General features: G+C 49.9%; 17 protein-coding genes. All 17 read right to left on the bottom strand.

Annotation, left to right across the window (positions count from 1 at the left end):
- Positions 1-1,035: a polysaccharide biosynthesis protein gene (locus CC207_RS07755; RefSeq protein WP_088851837.1), complete on the bottom strand. Its 1,035-nt coding sequence runs from the start codon at positions 1,033-1,035 to the stop codon at positions 1-3.
- A gap of 35 nt (positions 1,036-1,070) precedes the next feature.
- Positions 1,071-1,853 carry an AglZ/HisF2 family acetamidino modification protein gene (locus CC207_RS07750; protein ID WP_088851836.1) on the bottom strand — a complete coding sequence of 261 codons (783 nt, stop codon included), beginning with the start codon at positions 1,851-1,853 and terminating at the stop codon, positions 1,071-1,073.
- Between the two features lies 1 nt (position 1,854).
- Positions 1,855-2,469, bottom strand: a complete 615-nt coding sequence (gene hisH, locus CC207_RS07745; RefSeq protein ID WP_088851835.1) for an imidazole glycerol phosphate synthase subunit HisH — start codon at positions 2,467-2,469, stop codon at positions 1,855-1,857.
- Complete coding sequence (locus tag CC207_RS07740) at positions 2,466-3,605, bottom strand: N-acetyl sugar amidotransferase (RefSeq protein ID WP_256582038.1); 1,140 nt, start codon at positions 3,603-3,605, stop codon at positions 2,466-2,468. Before CC207_RS07740 ends, hisH begins: the two co-directional genes overlap by 4 nt.
- Before the next feature lie 39 nt (positions 3,606-3,644).
- Complete coding sequence (locus CC207_RS26690) at positions 3,645-4,904, bottom strand: hypothetical protein (protein WP_143496095.1); 1,260 nt, start codon at positions 4,902-4,904, stop codon at positions 3,645-3,647.
- Between the two features lie 50 nt (positions 4,905-4,954).
- The gene (locus CC207_RS07730) at positions 4,955-6,181 is read right to left on the bottom strand and encodes a lipopolysaccharide biosynthesis protein (protein WP_088851875.1); all 1,227 of its coding nucleotides are present in this window, start codon (positions 6,179-6,181) and stop codon (positions 4,955-4,957) included.
- Positions 6,182-6,362: 181 nt separating this feature from the next.
- A complete protein-coding gene (locus CC207_RS07725; RefSeq protein ID WP_143496093.1) occupies positions 6,363-7,436 on the bottom strand; it encodes a hypothetical protein in 1,074 nt (357 codons plus the stop codon).
- A gap of 255 nt (positions 7,437-7,691) precedes the next feature.
- Entirely contained in the window at positions 7,692-8,450 is a 759-nt protein-coding gene (locus CC207_RS07720) for an oxidoreductase (protein WP_088851831.1), read from the bottom strand.
- Positions 8,440-9,141, bottom strand: a complete 702-nt coding sequence (locus tag CC207_RS07715; protein WP_088851830.1) for a cytidylyltransferase domain-containing protein — start codon at positions 9,139-9,141, stop codon at positions 8,440-8,442. The genes CC207_RS07720 and CC207_RS07715 overlap by 11 nt, the downstream gene beginning before the upstream one ends.
- Positions 9,141-10,151 carry a Gfo/Idh/MocA family protein gene (locus CC207_RS07710; protein WP_088851829.1) on the bottom strand — a complete coding sequence of 337 codons (1,011 nt, stop codon included), beginning with the start codon at positions 10,149-10,151 and terminating at the stop codon, positions 9,141-9,143. The genes CC207_RS07715 and CC207_RS07710 overlap by 1 nt, the downstream gene beginning before the upstream one ends.
- A complete protein-coding gene (locus CC207_RS07705; RefSeq protein WP_088851828.1) occupies positions 10,148-11,194 on the bottom strand; it encodes a nucleotidyltransferase family protein in 1,047 nt (348 codons plus the stop codon). The genes CC207_RS07710 and CC207_RS07705 overlap by 4 nt, the downstream gene beginning before the upstream one ends.
- A gap of 21 nt (positions 11,195-11,215) precedes the next feature.
- Positions 11,216-11,884: an acetyltransferase gene (locus tag CC207_RS07700; RefSeq protein WP_088851827.1), complete on the bottom strand. Its 669-nt coding sequence runs from the start codon at positions 11,882-11,884 to the stop codon at positions 11,216-11,218.
- Positions 11,881-12,966, bottom strand: coding sequence for an N-acetylneuraminate synthase (gene neuB / locus CC207_RS07695; RefSeq protein ID WP_088851826.1), 1,086 nt, complete (start codon positions 12,964-12,966; stop codon positions 11,881-11,883). Before neuB ends, CC207_RS07700 begins: the two co-directional genes overlap by 4 nt.
- Positions 12,967-12,969: 3 nt before the next feature.
- Positions 12,970-14,127 (bottom strand): UDP-N-acetylglucosamine 2-epimerase, encoded by a 1,158-nt coding sequence (gene neuC / locus CC207_RS07690; protein ID WP_088851825.1) that lies wholly within the window; start codon positions 14,125-14,127, stop codon positions 12,970-12,972.
- Positions 14,124-15,275 carry a LegC family aminotransferase gene (locus tag CC207_RS07685; RefSeq protein ID WP_088851824.1) on the bottom strand — a complete coding sequence of 384 codons (1,152 nt, stop codon included), beginning with the start codon at positions 15,273-15,275 and terminating at the stop codon, positions 14,124-14,126. Before CC207_RS07685 ends, neuC begins: the two co-directional genes overlap by 4 nt.
- A 9-nt stretch (positions 15,276-15,284) precedes the next feature.
- Complete coding sequence (locus tag CC207_RS07680; protein WP_088851823.1) at positions 15,285-16,265, bottom strand: NAD-dependent 4,6-dehydratase LegB; 981 nt, start codon at positions 16,263-16,265, stop codon at positions 15,285-15,287.
- A 120-nt stretch (positions 16,266-16,385) separates the two neighbouring features.
- Positions 16,386-17,717, bottom strand: coding sequence for a Wzz/FepE/Etk N-terminal domain-containing protein (locus CC207_RS07675; protein WP_158216135.1), 1,332 nt, complete (start codon positions 17,715-17,717; stop codon positions 16,386-16,388).
- Positions 17,718-17,897: the final 180 nt, after the last annotated feature.

The following is a 17,897-nucleotide window of genomic DNA, read 5'->3' as shown; positions in this document are numbered from 1 at the left end:
TCACTCCTCCGGCGTGGCGTACTCACCACGCTGAATGGCACGAATAAAGTCCAGCTTTAACAGCAGCTTTTGCATGCCTGCGATATCAAGGCGTTCGGTGTTATGCGAATTATAGTCTTCGGCATGAGAAATTTTTTCTTCACCGTGCTCGACAAATTTGCTGTAATTCAGATCGCGCAGATCAGGTGGAATCCGGAAGTAATTGCCCATGTCTTCGGCGCACGCCATTTCTTCACGGCTCAGTAGCGCTTCGTATAGTTTCTCGCCGTGACGAGTACCAATTACCTGGATAGGGTGATCCGGTTGGCCTATCAATTCGGCCAACGCCTTAGCCAACACTTGCACAGTCGCTGCCGGGGCCTTCTGGACGAACAGGTCACCGTTGTTACCGTGTTCAAAGGCATACAGCACCAGGTCGACCGCATCGGCAAGCGTCATCATGAAACGGGTCATACTCGGATCGGTAATCGAAAGCGCCTGCCCCTGCCTGATCTGATCGACAAACAACGGGATGACAGAGCCGCGCGAGGCCATTACATTGCCATAGCGGGTACCGCAAATAACTGTTTTGCTTTCGTCAACGTTTCGCGACTTGGCAACCATGACCTTTTCCATCATGGCCTTGGAGATGCCCATCGCATTGATCGGATAGACCGCTTTGTCGGTACTGAGGCAAACAACGCGGCGCACCTCGTTCTGGATCGAGGCCTCCAGCAAGTTCTCGGTGCCAATCACGTTGGTCTTGACCGCTTCCATCGGATGAAATTCGCACGAGGGCACCTGTTTCAGGGCTGCGGCATGGAATATATAATCGACACCACGGGTAGCATTAAGGATGCTTTGATAATCTCGCACATCGCCGATATAGAACTTTAATTTGCTATTAGCGTAGCGCTTACGCATGTCATCCTGCTTCTTCTCATCACGGCTGAAAATGCGGATTTCAGCGATATCCGTATCGAGGAAGCGCTTGAGCACCGCGTTGCCAAAGGAACCGGTACCGCCAGAGATGAGAAGTTTCTTTCCGCTAAACATAATTATTCCCGAATTGAATGCAGACGATCCCAGCACTACCGTTGATCAAGGGCTGAAAAAATCATTTCGTCTTTTTGCCTTGCGCTCGGATAACTGATCAATACAGCTCGGTAGCTCCCTTTAAACACAAAAAAACTACCAGCCGCGACCCCGACAACCCCACAGGCAGCAACGAGATTATGCATGTCTTGCAAGGATCCACATCCGCCCAGAATGGTGACAGGGATATTTACATGACTTCTCAGCTGGGTAGCAAGCGTAACGTCATAACCCTTCATCCGACCATCAAGATCGATGGAGTTTATTACAATCTCCCCCGCTCCAGCTGCCTCCATTTCTCTGGCCACATCAAGGACGCTCCGCTTGGAGTTCCGTGTGCCATTGTGTGTCCAGACATCGTGTTGCTTGCTCAACATACGCTGCTTGTGATCAAGGACCACCACGACACTTTGACTTCCGATCTCTTCGGCGATGCGAGTAACCAGGCTCGTATCTTCAATAGCCGCCGCACTGATGGCCACTTTCTCGACACCCAACGCGATAATAGCGCGCGCCTGCTCTGGAGTATGGATACCACCACCGTAGCAAAGCGGCATTCTGCACTCTGCTGCCAGATTAGCGATCTTCCGGTGATCGGGAGCACGGCCATTAACAGTAGCGTCAATATCAAGAACGATCAGCTCATCCGCTTCTTTTTCGTTGAAAATCTTTACGGCATTGATTGGATCCCCTACGTACTTTGGGTCTTTAAAACGTACTGTTTTGACTAACCCGCCGTCCTGCATCAACAGGCAGGGAATTATACGAGGCCTCAGCATGTCAGAGTTCCGCAAAATTTTTCAGAAGACCAACCCCAAAGTGATGACTTTTTTCAGGATGGAATTGGACACCGTAGACATTATCTGCCGCCACCGCAGAACTAAAGCCCAACCCATAATGAGACTGTGCGATAATATGCGCAGGATCCTGGCATTCGAAATAAAAAGAGTGTAGAAAATAATAGCGAATGTGATCCTCGAGATCGTCAAATAGCGGGCACGTACCAACGGGATTGACATCATTCCATCCCATATGCGGCAAGGCCATGCGCTCCAGCCCGACGACGGAACGAAATGAACGAACCTTCCCAGGCACCCAGCCAAGGCCCGGCAATGTGCCCTCCTCACTACTATCGGCAAGCATCTGCATCCCAACGCAAATACCCAGCACCGGTACCTTATCGCGATGAACCAACGCCTCCACCTGAGTTCGCATACCCGAATCATTGAAGCGCTGCATCGCATGATCAAAGGCGCCAACGCCAGGAAGAATCAGCTTCTTCGCCCCGGCTAGCGCATCTAGATCACTCGCTACCCGCACCGGGATATGCAAGCGCCGAAAGACATTGACGAATGCTTGAATGTTGCCCAGTCCGTAATCAATGATGGTTATCATCTGAACAGCCTTCTTTCAAGCCCCAGCATATTCATTACCCGGGCGCCCATCCCGATCAAAAAGTGCTTATTCTTGTAGTCTCGGAATGTCTTGTTCTCACCTTCGAAAATAGCCTGCAACTCCTCAACAGACAGATCCAGCTTGTTGGCGACATACTCGAATTCGCTCGCCAGAAATTGCTGATCCATCTCTGGCCTGGCAATTCGCTCAAGCGCATTTTCACGCGTCATCTGCCCTGTCATGATCAGGCTGGAGAAATGCGCACGACGCTTCTCATAGCCGAACTTTCTGGGCATCCAGTAATCCTCATAAAAACGAGTAAACCGTGACTCATGATGCTTATGCTGGAAAGGCTGCCAACCATAAAGCTGCTCAAGCGTTTCCTCCGCTTCCCTCTTAATGTAAGGCACCAAGTTTAGTGGCCTCACAACTTGCATACCAAGTACGTACCGATAAAAAACCTTATACATCAAAATATCGACAAGTGGGAACGACCTCATTGCCCGCTCACCGAATAGCCCGTGAATACTATTGAACAAACGCTTGTCGATACCTGGGTAGCCGCCCCACTCTTCGGGCTCTCGGCAGCATTCAGTCGAGAAGTTACCACCCGTGAGCACATATTTAATCTTGTGCGCGCGTGCAAATTTATAGAGCGCCGAGAAGAACGCCGCATCCTGCGGGAGATCCTGATCAGGAATCTGAGATTTAAGAAATGCTGTTTGCAAATCTTTCATTTCTTCCCAATTGATCACCTCGGTATAGAGCTCTAGACCAAGACCATCAACCAGCTTTTCAATATTCCCCACGGCTTGGTCGGTATTCCAGCCCGCATCGACATGGAAAAGCAGCGGCCGCAAGCCCATCTTTTCTTTCGCAACGTAACTGACATAGGAGCTGTCCAGACCACCGCTGAGCCCAATGATGCAATCAAACTCCTTGCCTTGGCCATCTTTCTTGATCAGCTGAGCGAGGCGCTGGAGCTCTGCCTCGCCGCGCTGATCGGTATGCCAGTTCGGCAGAATCTGATCGTCAAAATTTTGACAGTATTCGCAAACACCACGATCATCAAAACGGATATTGGGATCGGACGTGTCCATGATGCAACGTGTGCAAATCTTGTAGCTACTAGTCACTGCTCGTATCCCCGAAAAACAGTCATCCGTGTGCGCCTCCTAGCGCTTAGCTGCCAAGGCGATGCTTCGCCTGATCGATGCAATCAGTTCGCCAGCCTCTGCGGGAGGCATGTTGAGGGGATGGATGATAGCAGGAATGTGCATCCCTTCGTACTCTGCCACCAACGTGGAGGGGTATGATATGAGAAGGTCGACATCAGGAAAAACATCTTTTTGCGTGATCACATTCCACCCCATCGAGCTAATACGATTCGTTGCTGGGTTGGCGGGGTGTGGCTTATAAAAACTCTGGACCTCCGGTCCTATCGCCTGAAGGATCTGAATATGCAGTTCTTCACACAACGGATGCCCTACAAACAAGAGTGACGGCAAGCTTGTAGGCGCGACTTTGGCCAACTTCAATGCGGGTGAGTAAAAGCACACACCGACCGCACGAAGTGGGGAAAGAGCTGACAGAATAGACGTCTCGAACGTGGCAACAGCATCTTCATTGAATGTATAGAGTCTAGTAACACTTCGCAAGCGATAAGCTAGCTTCACCGAAAACTCATTGGAGACAGGTAGCTTGTTGCTCTCTAAGGAGACCAACGCACCGTGTTGAACCATTACCAGGCCAGCGTCATCGCTAAAATTATTTCTACAGGCTTCCAAGACCACGCGATCAGACAGAACTGCCCATCGATCATAGTGCTCAGCAATTACTAGCTTTTTTGCGCTGAGCCGTCTCAAGGCCAACCTGACACAAAACCAGCGGAAGGCTGTATAGCTCTGTAATGACCAGCAGGAATACTTTTTAGATGCCCTTAACTTTCGCGAGGCCACCACAGAATGGATAAATGCATTTCTCAAATCACTTTGATTGAGCAATTTCAGAACACCCAACGTGCTGCCACCATCATGTCTTGACTCTACCCAGGGCAAGGTAATTTTATAGAGTTCCTGACCAAGCAGCTGAGGCGTTATTAAATCCATAGCACGGGATGAATAACAGACGGTATAGCAATCAAACCGAGGCGGCTCATCCACTATCCCCTTGGCAACTTTCGATCGTAGAGCCCGCCACTGCAGCATAAAAAATAAAATCGCTCCCCCATTACTCCACAGGACACGAATCGCTTTCATGGCAGTGCTCAGCAGCAAACTCCGACGACTAATACTCAGCAATTTACTGGGTCGAGGCGCGCAACCCAGCTGCTCAGGTAAAATACCAGCAAGCGCGTAAACACTACGATCAACTGCAATTTCGTTTTTAGTAGCCAACAGATATTCGATGAGCAGTTTTTTTTCTATTCTAGCCACACCTATTCACCCGCCCCGCACGATTACCAATAAATATACACAACACGAAATCAGACCAGCTTATTGAGCTGACTGAAGTACGCCACGCTCTTCCAAAGCAATACAACAAAAAATGCCGATGCCATCGCCCAAGCCACCGAGACAGCACCAAACGTAGTACCAAACGCATATGAGCCACCTACGAAGACCGCCAAACCAACCAACTGAGAGTACATCAAATGCCGATCTTTCCCCAATGCATACAACCCGAGATGCGGAACAGTGCTCAACCCATAGAAGACACTTGCCAGCAGCAACCAATACAAGATATTGAGTTGCTGACTGTAGACAGGTGAAGACAACCAGTTGACGACAAAAAAACTCCCGCCCCAGCATAGCCCTGCCAGCACAAGCACGACGATCACGACATTCGATGCCAATGAGCGCATTCCGCTTCGAAACGCAGGAAAATCACGCATCTTGACCGAGTGAACCAACCGCGGCATGAAGAAAACTACAACCCCAGCGTCCAGAAACGAAAGGATTGCAGTTGATATGCCAACGTACAAAGTATAAGCACCCAAGACCTCCAAACCGGCCAGGTGCTCAACCCAATAACGATCAAACGTATATACGCCTCTAATAGCCAGACTCGCAAGTAGGAATGGGATTGCGACATATACACCTCGCCTCACCCATGCCCACCTGATAGGCCTCCACTGTATTAACCCACACACTCGAAAAACTGATACAGCCGCAATCAGGCAAGCAATAACACAACACAGAAGCCAACTTAAAAGTACAAAGCCAAGATTGCGAAAAGCCGAATCCCATGCCATACAGGCGATAACGATAAAACACCAAATACCGCTTCGAACAAACAAAACTACGCTAGCCAGCAATGGCCTGGAAATGGCCACGAGAATCCGATTGGCCTCTTGAGCGACGTGCTCAAACAACAGCAGAATGATAAATACGAAAAAATACTCAAACGGAAGCCACCCCTGAAGGAAGACAAATCCTAGGACTGGTAAGAAAAACAGATAGATAATGGCATAAAGCACAAACTGATCGCGAATCACACATAATAATTGACTCGACTGCAACCCTATCAACTCACGGTTAGCATAGGTATAAAATTCAAAACCAACTACATATATACCGTAGCCAATCGTTGCAGCCAACAACCCATACATCCCGACAGCGTCAGCCGCTAGATATCGCGCCAAAAAAAACACCAGCAAAAACTTACTCAGCAATGTAACAGCGCGCAACCCAATATTGACAAACCTATACACGCTCACACCCCACCCTAATCTTGAACACGCCCCCGGTCAGCTAGGCTCTGTACGAAATGCATCTGCACTCGTGCATACTACGTTGAAACGAGGCTCGGAATGCTCATGTACTCCAGCACACTCCACTTCCTCCTCCGTTTCGCCTTGTCTTACCTTCGCGTAGACATATTTCGTACAGACCCTAGGCGGCAGCAGACCTGGTGAACATCACACGCTGGGCTAACATGATAAATATATAAAAACCAAAATTAAACAACGCAATCCACTGCAGCATACTGCCTCTGAACATACTCAAAAACAAGAAAACCTCAGACATGAAGATGAACAAGAAAACCGGGCCACCTTTAAACCTAAGGGCATACAAGGTACAGATGAAGACCGAGTAGACGAAAATCGGAATAAACCAGAATATGTATGCACCGTAGTTTAGATACAACTCAGTCTCAATCGGCCACTGCTGAGTCGCAGACTCGTCAAACCATTGCGATGGAAAATAAATAGAAGTCAGCCACCGGCTAATATCATGAAGATGGTCAGGCGAAGGAACACCGACAAACGTCAGCCACTTGTTAACAGGATACCCCATGGTCATGAAGTACTCGGGTGACATATCCCTCAAAATAGTATCATGCAGAAATATAGTATTAAAGTAAGTCAAGAAGTACTCAAGCAACATCTCCGGCGTACTATAAAATCCATTGGATCGCACATACATGGCCCCAGAAAACAAAAGAACAAAACCGAAGAACAAAAACGCACCTTGCCGAAGGTTAAGCCTGGCAACAGCCAACCAAGGAAGGCTAAAGAAGATTCCAAATAGAAATATTCTGCTCTTGACGCCCTGCAAGTAGGCACAAAAGGCAAGCACCATTACCACAAACACAAAAAGCACCACACTGCGGCGCCCCGTAGTACGGCAATAGAACCCAAGCCAAAAAGCCAGGAAATTGGACCACATGATAAGTAGATAATTAACGACCCCATATCCCTTTTTCTTCGAAAGATAAGTTTCGCTATAATCACCCACCCAGGCCTCCACCCCTCCTGTCACCTGGAGAAAATAGAAACAGCCCAACAGCAAGGCAAGCGCGCAAACAAATATTGCATAAGGTCTCGCCCGATAACTGTAGACAACATCCACTTTTTCGACACTATCCAGCAACACTTCCAACAACCGAACAAAATAGAAAAACAAGGTAAAAACGTATAGATAGGAAAGTATCGCCTCCTGCGAAACCTTGCTCCAATCGTTCATCTTCCCCCATGGCAACACGTAATCCCAAGACAACCACTCCAGGACATAAAAGAGTGTCGCGGGAAAAACCAGATATAAAAAATAATTACCAAAGACGACATTAGACGGACATATGATCCTCTTGTTCCTGAAAAGAACAAAGGAAAACAGTATAAATAGTATGGCAACCAGTATCATTTACCCAGAACGTCCTTGCGCAATATCACAAGCTCAGGCATGTTATTTATGCTACTCATTGGACTCAATCTTGGACGGTCACAATGTAAAGCCGTCATCTACTACAATATTTTGCCCATTCACATAGCGCGACTGATCGGAGAGCAAGAACACAATAGCTCCGAGCACATCTTCGATATCCAGCATCCCTTTGCCCAGACAAGAATTTTTATATCGACTCAGAAACGCCTCAGGTTGCTTATCGCGAATACCACCCGGACTTACACAATTAGAGCGGAAACGGCTATCAGAAACAAATGTGGTCACGTATTTGCTCAGATGGATCAATGCCGACTTTATCGCGGCATACTCCACTGGCATGGTCATTGGCGTCCCTTCATATACGTCAAACTTCGGCGAAATGACACCATAGACGGATGAAATATTTACAAGCGAAAACTCCCGCTGACTCCGCTTGAAGTAGCGCGCACATTCCTGAATAAATAAGAATGACGAACCAAGGTGCATCGAAACATTATCATTAAAGTCCTCTAGCTCCACCTCGAAGAAGCCTCGACCGTACTGCTTGTTGCGCGGGTAGGCACAGTTTACTGCGCCATCCAGCCCACCGGTATTGCTGAAAAAATCAACAATTTCGGCTTTCCTGCCAATATCCATGGCGCATACTGTCAATCCCGGATTGGCTGAATAGCCGGACGCGCTCAAACGATCAAGCAGTCGCGCTTCCTCCAGATCGACAGCCACAACCTGGGCACCTTCGTCCAGTAACCGGCATACCAAGCTACTTCCCAACAATCCAGCAGCGCCTGCTACCAGAATTTTCTTATTATTCAACATTCTTCAGTTCCGCTTCCGCGAGAAATATCTCGGCCAATTTAAAATCATAGATATCGTCTATATCGACAGCCCGCTCTCGCGGAACGATAACTGAACTGACAGTACCTGCGAAAAGTTTTTCTTGCTGAAGAACAAATTCAGGCCGGACAACATAAGCAACCGTGGTCATGTCATAGACTTTTGGTGCATCTTGACGACGATGAAATGTCCTATCAGCGCACACGAGAGAGCTGAGTCCCTCATCATCACGCACCACCATATTAAAATATGGGCTCCGTGCCGCCTCGGTAACGGTAACCACCACATCAACCTCAGCTTTTACAGCCTCAAGACAACGTAACACGTCCTCCTTGCTACGCAGCGGGCTGGTAGCCGGCAAGCTCACAAAAAGGTCGAAGTGTTCACCTCTACTTTCTAAGTAGCGTATTGCGTGCTGCCAGGCGTGCCACTCAGAGGCATGATCGGTTGCCAGTTCGTCAGGGCGCTCAATGACTTCTGCACCATACTGCCTGGCGACAGAGGCAATCGCTTCACAGTCAGTGGATACAAATACCTTGCTTATTTGAGGCAGCGCTTTGGCAACCTCAATAGATCTTGCCAGCAGCGGTTTGCCGCCAAGGAGCTTGATGTTTTTTCCGGGCAACCCTTTAGAGTTTCCCCGTGCAAAAACGAATGCGTATACTCTAGCCATTAAAACTCCCTCATGGCGATGACAGAACTTGTTGTAGAGGACTGTTTTAGCGCCTCTACGAGTCTGAGAGTTTCAATGCCTTGCTCCAACGTAACCCAAGGTGCCCGCCTGCCATGTGCCATATCAACGAACGCATTCAGTTCGTCAACATACATTTGATTCCGGTCATACTCCGGATCATCATGAAGGATGCGATCTACTCCACCACAGTTTCTCAATACAACTCGATTTTTGAGGATATCCCACTCCAGCGTCGCATTTTCCGCTACGATCTTACAACGCCGAACGGGCGCTCGCTGCAGGAAGTCCATGTGTAAATTCACGATGTAACCCTCTTGGGTTCTCATCAGTGCATCTACAGTGTCCTCGACATCAAGCTGTAAACGACCGGATGTCCGCGCATGACAATAAACAGACTCAATCCGTCCAAATAACCACTGTAAATAATCGAGCTCATGACTCAGCTCCAACAGTGCGCCCCCGCCCAGCGCTCGCTGTGCAGAAACATTCCTCCGATAATCACTACCTGGACGCCAATCGGGAAGGTACTGGCCCACCTCGCTCGAGACAGAGAGAATAGAGCCTAAGCTTGTGCTTTCTACAACAGCCTTGACCACAGCCGCGGACGGCATGAATCTCAAGTTGTAGGCCACTGCGAGTTTGTCATTATAAAGACGCAAAGTTTCCGCGTGGGTTCTGAAGTTGATCAGGGAATCACTCAGAGGCTTTTCCACCAGTACCGTGAAACCCGCAGACAATAGTAGCGCCGCTTGTGTAACGTGAAGTGGCGCGGGAGATGCGACAATGGCATAACCCGGCCCGCCTTCAATGGCATGAGCCAGGGACGGGCAAGCCATGACACTCTCCGGAAGTTCGGAGATATTCAGCTCACGACCCGACGCGGAAACACACTGTATCGTGGCCTTGGGATAGTAGGCGCGAATGTTGCTCATATGGCGACGAGCAATACTCCCACTGCCCACGACGACAAAACGCTCAGGAATGCTCATAAGCTCGAAAATTCCTGCTGGGCACGCTGAAAATCTTCCATACGCCCAATATCCAACCAATATTCGTGGACAGGGAACATATTCACATGATATTGCTGCGCAATCTGCTGTTCAAGCAATGTTGGCATGTCAATATGCGTGCCTGGTCTTACGCTCTTCACAAGCTCAGGAGACAACAAATAGATCCCCGCATTAATGAAAAACTTGTGAACCGGTTTCTCAACCATTGATCGAATCCGGTGCCCTTCACTCTCAACTACACCATAAGGTACAGTGTATTCATACTCTCGAACGCACATGGTCGCTACGGCACCATTGCCCTCATGGAAATCCAATAAATTTAGGAAATTGAGGGTTGTCAACAAATCGCCATTCATCAGGAACAGAGGCATGTCGATTTCGTCCTGAGGCAGGAGGCCCAAAGCCCCTCCTGTACCTAGAGGCTGCTCTTCATGAACATAGCGGATCTCAACTCCCCACTGGCTTCCATCACCGAAATGTTCTCGAATCATTTCCGGCATGTAATGCGTCGAAATAAAGAAACGATGGAACCCAGCACTGATAAACCGTTCAAGTATGATTTCAAGGATGGGTTTTTCTCCCACCTTGAGCAAGGGTTTCGGGCAGTGCTGGGTCAATGGTCGCAAACGGGTACCAAAACCACCGGCCATCAAGAAAACCGGATTATCTAATCGGGGCTTATTCAGCAAGTCATGCAATGTTTGTAGGCCAATGACTCTCCGTTGCTCATCCAGCACAGGCAACTGTAAAAGCGAGTACTTTTCCATCACTGACAGGATGCGATCCTTCCCCCAATCGCGCTCAGCAGTACGTGGTGTCGTGCACATGATTTGATGCACAGGCGTGTTCAAGGGGCACTGTCTAAGCAGTGCCCTCCTTACATCTCCGTCAGTGAGAGTTCCCAGAAGCTGCCGGTGACCATCTACAATCATCACAATACGAACAGCAACACGATCTAGAGTCGCAATCGCCTCTTCAATAGTGCAACCAGGACTGATAAGCGTTTTTTCCCACTGCTTCATTGCATTCCTTCTCTAGAAAAATCAGCCTTCCCGCAACGGGCGAGGGTAAACCGAAGGCCCTTTGATGACGCTGCGAGGCGGCACGTCTCTCACGACAACCGTGCCTGCACCAATCACTGCATGTTCGCCAACTACAACACCTGGTGTAACCGTGGCACCGCTACCGACGTATGAGCCATGAGCCACCGTCACGCCACCACACAGAACAACCCCAGGGGCAATGTGGACCTGCGAAGCGATGGTACAATCATGATCTAGGCTAGCCCGCGTATTGATAGTCGAATTGGCCCCTATTCGCACGTCCGGCTGAACAATGGCTCCTGCCATGATTTGGACGCCATCGCTCAACTCGACCGATTCGTCTACCCATGCACTGGGATGAATCAGCGGCGGAAAAACGAAACCTAAAGCCCGAGCCTTATCATAGATGCGCTGGCGGAGGTCCTTGCCAACGAGTTGGCCAACGCCATTGACCAACCCAACACTTGAGATGTCGAGCCCATCGAGCACTTCATCTCCTCCTAGCACCTTGACTCCTCGCCAGAGACTCGTGCCAGCATGGACAAGATTAGGATCGCAAACACCAAGGAGCTTTCGCCCAGAAACATCAATCAGTGACCTTAGCACCTTTGCATGCCCACCTGCTCCAAGCAGGACCAGCGGCATGTCCTCATGGGCGAACGGCTTCATTTTTCCAGAGTCTCACCCGCCAAAAAGGCCCGTTTGCTCGTGCTGCCCACCAGCTCCCACAACACAGTGGGCGGCAATCCGAAGCCGCTACGAGCAGTTGTGAGATCGTCTCTCGAGATAACACTACCGGCAGCAATGTCTCGAGCTGCAACTACCTGCTGGCGCGCAGCCTTTCTGGTGTCCCACTCACTGGGTTGTGGTGCTTTACAGGGATCCCCCAGCGCCAGTTGCAATGAACGTATCTGGCTCACCATCATACTCAGCTCGTGGGGCTCCAACGATGCCTTGTGATCAGGTCCTGGTAGGCCTCGATCAATAGTGAAGTGCTTTTCTATCACTGTAGCTCCTCGAGCCACGGCAGCGATGGGGATAAGACAGCCCTCTGTGTGATCCGAATAGCCTACTGCGAGCCCAAAAGCTCTAAGTGTATCCATTGCCAAGAGGTTAACCTCTTCGGGCGGAGTCGGATACTGGGAGGTGCAATGAAGCAATGTGACATGCCCCTGCAGCCGAAGTCGACTGGAAGGCAGACTCCAGTTGCGCCAGACTTCCTCCATGCAACCAGGCTCAGAATCGCTATTCAACGCATGCGCTACAATAGCAAGCCCCTGCTCTACCTCGCTCAGCGTTGCCATTCCAGTGGAAAGAATCAACGGCTTTCCAGTCTTGGCGAACTGCCACAGTAGAGGGCCATTTGTCAACTCACCGGAGGGCACCTTGAACACGGGCAAATCCATTTCAGTCAGAAATTTCAAACTCCCCGTATCAAACGCTGTAGAAAGAAATTGAATGCCTTGGGATCGCGCATATGCTTGCAATTCATAATGCCACTCTTGGGGCAGTTCGAGCTGTCTCAGCATCGCCAACTGGCTTTCATCGGCGTCAGTACTACGTGTTTGATACTTAGCTTTTGGAGCCGATTTCGAAGCAAGCCGCTTGGCATCAAACGTCTGAAACTTTACCGCATCCGCACCTGCCCGCGCAGCGGCATCGATTAACTCAAATGCCAGCTCGCGCTTGCCATTATGATTGACACCGGCCTCAGCAATAACGAAAACTGACTGATCACTCGATAATTTCATAATTTAACTCAAGTCGTAAAATGGCTTGACAATGGTGACGGGTTGGAAGCGCTCAAGAGCGTTCACAATCTGCTTCGAAGCATCACCGCATCCATAGGGGTTTACAACTGACTGACAAAGCAGTTCAAAATCTGCCGTCAGAACATGACGTAACGCCCCTACTATAGCTTCGACCTCTGGCTTGCAGTCAAACACCGACTTGGCGGCCAACCGCCCTTTTTGTCTGACGCCTATATTGACAGTCGGCACGTGAAATGAGGGCACTTCAATGATACCGCTAGAAGAGTTACCCACTACCGCATCGGCCAACGCTACAACACTCAGGTAACGCTTGAAACCAAGCGACGGGATAGCAAGCACTCGGCCGGCGGATTGTTGAGCATAGGCCTCTAGCATCGGGATGATTGCTCGCCCGCCATTGTCAGCATTAGGATAAGTGATAATCACCTTATGCTCAGGAAAACGATTCAATGCCTCCAGCAGCGCCTTGAAGCTGAGCTCCGGACTTTCTTCCGCCAATGTCACAGGATGATACGTCACCAAAAAGAACGGTGACGAGAGGTCAAACTGGAGGCTTTCGGAAAGCTCATCACGCCCCATCAACGGGGTACGCTTCAAGTGGTCGATCCCAATCGCTCCAACATTGAAAACCCGATCGGGTGACTCACCCAGCTGAATAACTCGCTGGCGATAAGGCTCGGCCGATACAAAGTGCAGATAGGATAGTTTACTGATCGCATGACGAATAGCATCATCATAGGCACCTTCTGTCACTTCCCCGCCATGGAGGTGTGCGACAGGTATTTTCATAATCAACGCAGACTGAACGATTGCCAGCGCTTCAAAACGGTCACCTAGAACCACCAGCACGTCTGGACGAAGGCGATCCAGAGCATCGGCAAAGCCCAAGATGCCTACACCTATAGATTTGACGACCCCCACATCCGAATCAGAGGAAAGTAGCATCTCTACTTTTGCATCAATTGGAAAACCATCACGCTCGATATCTTTCCATGTATCCCCAAACTCTGGAGACAGATGCATACCTCCAACGACGACCTGAAGCTGAAGTCGAGCACTTGCCTTAACATCGCTCATCAAGCTATGCAGCAATCCGTACTCGGCGCGCGTCCCAGTGAAAATCGCCACCTTGACCTTCAAACTGCATGCTCCGGCAAAACACTACTGGGTAGATTAACGATACGCTCCTCCAGCCATTGAGCATTCGGCAGCTCTCCGCGCAGGCAATGAGAATATGCTGGCAAGTAAGTCATTAGCTGCCAAATGGGCCGCGTCATAACACCGGAACGATTGCTGTACTCCAGCAATGCATCACGCTGCTGTACATCTGGGCACAAAACAGCATTCAGCCAATAGTTGGAACGGCACCCCTCCGGCTCTACCACAAAGGTCAGCGGGGTATCTGAGAAAAATGCCTGATAACGCTCAGCCAACAGTCGCTTTGACGCGATGAAGTCCTCTAAACGCTCGAGTTGCGCACACCCCAAAGCGGCATTTATGTTGGGCATTCGGTAATTGTAACCAACCTCATCATGCATGTATTCGAAAGCATGTGGCACTTTGGCGGTCGTAGTGAGGTGTTTAGCGCGCACGGCTAAAGCCTCCCCTGCCAGTATCATGCCCCCGCCCCCAGTCGTTATGATTTTGTTGCCATTAAAGCTCAGCGTACCGATCAGGCCAAACGTTCCCGTCTGCCGACCTTTATAGAGACTGCCTAACGATTCTGCAGCATCCTCCACCATAGCCAGGCCCCAACGACTACAAACATCCACCAACGCATCGAGTTCAACAGGATGACCGAAGGTATGCATAGGTACACAAGCCCGAAGGACACGACCGCCAGTGCGTGTACGACAGACGCCGTCGATATCCCGGAATGCATTCTCGTGAAGCCATGCCTCAACAGCGGCGGGGGAAAGGCCAAGCGTATGACGATCCACATCAATAAAAACCGGCTCTGCGCCACAATAGGCTATCGCATTACAGGTCGCAACAAAGGTGAGCGGCTGAGTAATAACCAGATCGCCAGGCTTGACACCAGCCAGCAACAAGCCAATGTGCAGAGCCGCAGTACCATTCACGGTCGCGACAGCACGAGGCGAACCGGTGTATACAGCCATGTCTCGCTCAAACCGGTCAACAAATGCGCCGACACTGGAAACGAAAGTCGACTCTACAGTCTCAACCACGTACTGCTTTTCTGCTCCAGTGAACGTGGGAGCATGAAGCGGGATGAAATCGTTTGTCGCGTACTGATCTCGGACAAAACCGATAAGCGCTTCGAACATGGACAGTCCTCAAACGTTGTAAAGATCAGCCTTGTACTTAGCCAGATTCTCTGGCTTAGTGAACCAATCGATTGTTTCTTGCAGCCCCTGGCGAATCGAAAAACTGGGCTCAAACCCGGTCAAATTTCGAATTTTTGCATTATCGCACCACAGCCGGAAAACTTCGGACTTCCCGGGACGGAAGCGTTGCTCATCCGTAATAAACTTAACATCACTGTGCATCAACTCACGAATAAGCTCCAGCGTGTCACCCACTGAGATTTCATAATTCGAGCCTATATTAACTGTCTCTCCGACAGCCTTCTCGCATTGGGCGAGCTCAAGGAAACCGCGACAAGTATCAGCCACATAGTTAAAGTCGCGCGTAGGCGATACATCACCCAGCTTTATTTCCTTCTTACCACTGGCAATTTGCGTAATGATAGTCGGGATCACCGCTCTGGCCGATTGACGTGGCCCATAAGTATTGAAGGGGCGCGCTATCGTCAGCGGAAGATCAAAAGCATTGAAAAAGCTCATCGCCATGGCATCGGCGCCAATTTTCGACGCACTGTAGGGCGACTGCGGCTGGATGGGATGATTTTCATCAATAGGCACATACTGAGCCGTTCCATACACTTCACTAGTAGAAGTGTGAATCACGCGCCCAACACCATTATCAAGCGCCGCCTGGCAAATATTAAGCGTACCCTTTACATTAGTATCAACATAACTATCGGGGGCCACATAAGAATAAGGAATCGCAATCAGTGCCGCCAGATGAAAAACAGTATCTACACCCTTGGTAATATGCTTACAGTAATGAGGGTCGCGCACATCACCATTCAGGACCTCTACCTGACCCAGGCAATCCACATCCTCAAGCCAACCCCAGTAATTGAAGGAGTTATACTGGGAGAGCGCCTTGACCTCAAACCCTTCTCGAACAAGGAGCTCCGTCAGATGAGAACCAATAAAACCATCTGCCCCGGTAACCAATACTTTCTTCATGCACTGACCCTAATTCATTTCAATACTGACACACCAAGATGAGCATCAGAAAATTCGTATCATTTCACCAAAAGATGGCAATAGGCCTGCAACCACCCGGCACCATGAGCTACTGGAGACTCAATCTACCGCCTTCAGCGCCTGGATGCTAGCCTCCACAATCTTCGGCCTATCAGACGTAAACGGTACGCTTCTGAGCGCTATATAACGTCGCAAAACAGCCATTATAGCGCCTACGATCACACCGAGAAGCGCTCCAAAAGAAATCAAAATCAGCCTCATCGGCTTGATAGGCTCCGACGGCGCCAGCGCCGGTTGCTCAACCTCCACAAGCCGCAACCCCGCCAATGTTGAGTCCTGCGCTTCGAGAAGCGCCTGCTCCGTACGCTTAGCACTCGTCCCTGCCACGAACAAAGCGTCCTCTTTACGTCGCTGGAGCACTTCAATCTGTCGGTCAACACTCAACATTTGAAGTTCTTTCTGTATCTCGGCAACCCGTCGGTTGGTAAAGTCATCAGAATCACGCTTGCGCAAGACTGCTTGCTCCGCCTCAAGCACGTCCGTGCCAAGAAAGTAAAGCGGCTCCTTCTGACTGCTGATTTCGGTGCGAATGACATTCACTCCTGCTGCCATACCCGACTCACCCAGGAGCGATGCAGTCGTTGGGCGCTTAAGCCCCAAAGATCTGGCCACCGCAATGGCCTCTTCCAGCTCATGCAGTCGATTGGCCCGCTGCGTTTTCAGCTCAACACGAAGCGCACCCAGCTCATCCTGCAAAACCGCACGCCGAAGGATATTTTGCTCACGCAGCTTAGCAATCTGCGCAGATTTTTCGTGCTCATACACCATTTGCAAGGAGTCGATCTCGGAGGCCAACCCCTCCACTCGACTACGCCGGGTACTCTCGACATCGTGACGAACAGCCTCCTCCTCCCCTTTCACAACGAATGCGACGTAATCATTGAGCATACGAACACCATTGACCCCCTCAGGATAGGTCATTGTGATTTGCAGACGCCCCTGCCCAAAGTCCCGCTCCGCAACAGGCATTACAACCTTGAGCATCTCGGTGTTAAACATCCGAAGCACTTGCTCATCTGTGAGCCCAGCGCGCTTGTAAGGGGAAAAGAAATTTTGATGTTGCTCGTAAAATGCCTTACGAATATCATATGACTCCAATGCCGCACCGAACCGAAGCAATGCCGACGCAGGAGAAACGTCGTAGAGCCCTGTTCTTTTCAACGCATCTAGACTGGATTGAGAAGCAGGGCGTAATATACTTTTTACCTGATAAACAGGTGTCGCTAGTAAATAGGCATAGACTACGCACATCGCCGTAAAAACCAATGCCACAGTCGCAACCAACAAGCGCTGCCGCCAAATAGTCTGGGCAATAACAAATAGATCAAACTCAACACGACGAGAAAGAGAAACAGCACCTAGACTTTCCACAATTACCTGCCTTGAATTAATCCGTATTCGCCTACAGGCTAATCTCGATCAGTACTTGAGGATAGCGCACACCCCACCCCCATTATCCAGATCGAGCAAGACTTAGCATTTTGCCACACCTTTGACAAAACTCAAATCTTTTGCCGCAATGAGGCCAGGTAACTGCCTTTGCGTCCGATG

The sequence above is a fragment of the Pseudomonas sp. DrBHI1 genome (genome assembly GCF_002205115.1).
GTDB lineage: Bacteria > Pseudomonadota > Gammaproteobacteria > Pseudomonadales > Pseudomonadaceae > Aquipseudomonas > Aquipseudomonas mosselii.
Note: the sequence above shows the minus strand (reverse complement) of the source record. Positions and strands in the feature narration are given on the sequence as shown.

Coding starts and splice junctions, on each gene's coding strand:
- CC207_RS07715 (WP_088851830.1), bottom strand. CDS start 9,141: ATGGCTAGAGTATACGCATTCGTTTTTGCACGGGGAAACTCTAAAGGG.
- hisH (WP_088851835.1), bottom strand. CDS start 2,469: ATGATAACCATCATTGATTACGGACTGGGCAACATTCAAGCATTCGTC.
- CC207_RS07685 (WP_088851824.1), bottom strand. CDS start 15,275: ATGTTCGAAGCGCTTATCGGTTTTGTCCGAGATCAGTACGCGACAAAC.
- CC207_RS07725 (WP_143496093.1), bottom strand. CDS start 7,436: ATGAACGATTGGAGCAAGGTTTCGCAGGAGGCGATACTTTCCTATCTA.
- CC207_RS07680 (WP_088851823.1), bottom strand. CDS start 16,265: ATGAAGAAAGTATTGGTTACCGGGGCAGATGGTTTTATTGGTTCTCAT.
- CC207_RS07700 (WP_088851827.1), bottom strand. CDS start 11,884: ATGAAGCCGTTCGCCCATGAGGACATGCCGCTGGTCCTGCTTGGAGCA.
- CC207_RS07720 (WP_088851831.1), bottom strand. CDS start 8,450: ATGTTGAATAATAAGAAAATTCTGGTAGCAGGCGCTGCTGGATTGTTG.
- CC207_RS07710 (WP_088851829.1), bottom strand. CDS start 10,151: ATGAGCATTCCTGAGCGTTTTGTCGTCGTGGGCAGTGGGAGTATTGCT.
- CC207_RS07755 (WP_088851837.1), bottom strand. CDS start 1,035: ATGTTTAGCGGAAAGAAACTTCTCATCTCTGGCGGTACCGGTTCCTTT.
- CC207_RS07750 (WP_088851836.1), bottom strand. CDS start 1,853: ATGCTGAGGCCTCGTATAATTCCCTGCCTGTTGATGCAGGACGGCGGG.
- neuB (WP_088851826.1), bottom strand. CDS start 12,966: ATGAAATTATCGAGTGATCAGTCAGTTTTCGTTATTGCTGAGGCCGGT.
- CC207_RS07705 (WP_088851828.1), bottom strand. CDS start 11,194: ATGAAGCAGTGGGAAAAAACGCTTATCAGTCCTGGTTGCACTATTGAA.